The organism is Paractinoplanes rhizophilus (assembly GCF_042664765.1).
Taxonomy (GTDB): Bacteria; Actinomycetota; Actinomycetes; order Mycobacteriales; family Micromonosporaceae; genus Actinoplanes; species Actinoplanes rhizophilus.
Genome location: NZ_JBHTBJ010000107.1, coordinates 1 through 1454 on the forward strand (window position 1 = coordinate 1; position 1454 = coordinate 1454).

Genomic DNA, 1454 nt, shown 5'->3' on the forward strand with positions numbered 1-1454 from the left:
GGAGCAATGCTCGAAACCTGTGGATGAGCGTTGGGAGGCGTACCCTCCCGACGAGTTCCAAGCCATAGGAATCGAGTAGAGCCCGCGCGCCAACGCGGGTTGGGGAGGGTACGCCCGTGCTTACCGTAGTCAACCCGGATGAGCCGACGCCAGTGACCGTGTCTGAGGGGGCTGTGTCCGGCGGCTCGTTGATCGATGAGATCGTGCGTGACGGCGCTCGCCGGATGCTCGCGGCCGCGTTGGAGGCCGAGGTCGCCGCGTACATCGCTGCGCACGCCGGCGAGCTGGACGAGAAGGGGCGCCGCCTGGTCGTGCGTAATGGTCATGCGATGCCGCGGCAGGTGCTGACCAGCGCCGGTGCGGTCGAGGTGGTGGCGCCGAGGGTCAACGACAAACGCGTTGACGAGGTCAGCGGTGAACGCAAGCGGTTCGCCTCGGCGATCCTGCCCGCCTGGTGCCGCAAGTCGCCGCAGATCAACGAGGTCCTGCCGCTGCTCTACCTGCATGGCCTGTCCAGCAGCGATTTCGTGCCCGCGTTGCAGCAGTTCCTGGGCACCAGCTCGGGGCTGTCCGCAGCCACGATCACCCGGCTCACCGTGCAGTGGCAGGACGAGGCTCGCGCCTTCGGCGACCGGGACCTGTCCGGCGCCGACTACGTCTATCTGTGGGCCGACGGCGTGCACCTGAACGTGCGCCTGGACGAGGCGAAACTGTGCCTGCTGGTCATGGTCGGTGTCCGGGTCGACGGCCGCAAAGAGCTGGTCGCCCTCGCCGAGGGCTACCGCGAGTCCACCGAATCATGGGCGGACCTGCTACGCGACTGCAAACGCCGCGGGATGCGCGCCCCGGTCCTGGCCGCCGGGGACGGAGCGCTCGGGTTCTGGAACGCGCTGCGTGAGGTGTTCCCGACGACCCGGGAGCAGCGCTGCTGGTTTCACAAGATCGCCAACGTCCTTGGTGCGCTGCCGAAATCAGCGCATCCCGGGGCGAAGAAGGCCCTCGCCGAGATCTGGAACGCCGAGGACCGCGAGCACGCCCGCCGCGCGGTCGCCGCGTTCAAGCTGGCCTACGGCGGCAAGTTCGGCAAAGCGGTCGCGAAGGTCGTCGACGACCTCGACGAGCTCCTCGCGTTCTACGACTTCCCGGCCGAGCACTGGGTGCACCTGCGGACAACGAACCCGATCGAGTCGACCTTCGCGACCGTCCGGCACCGCACCAAGGTCACCAAGGGGCCGGGCTCGAAGGCGGCCGGGCTCGCGATGGCGTTCAAACTGATCGAAGCCGCGCAACAGCGGTGGCGGGCAGTCAACGCGCCACATCTGGTCGCCCTGGTCCGTGCCGGCGCCCGCTTCGAACGCGGCAAACTCGTCGAACGCCCCGCCACCGAGCAGCGCATCACCGAGACCGCAGCCGCCTGATCAAGATTTCTCATCCACAAGTCTTGACTATTGCTC

At 67.9% G+C, this 1454-nt stretch carries 1 protein-coding gene; it reads left to right on the forward strand.

The window, feature by feature from the left end; all coding sequences use genetic code 11:
• The first annotated feature begins 116 nt into the window (after positions 1–116).
• Positions 117–1418 (forward strand): IS256 family transposase, encoded by a 1302-nt coding sequence (locus tag ACFQS1_RS40405; RefSeq protein WP_378978360.1) that lies wholly within the window; start codon positions 117–119, stop codon positions 1416–1418.
• Positions 1419–1454: the final 36 nt, after the last annotated feature.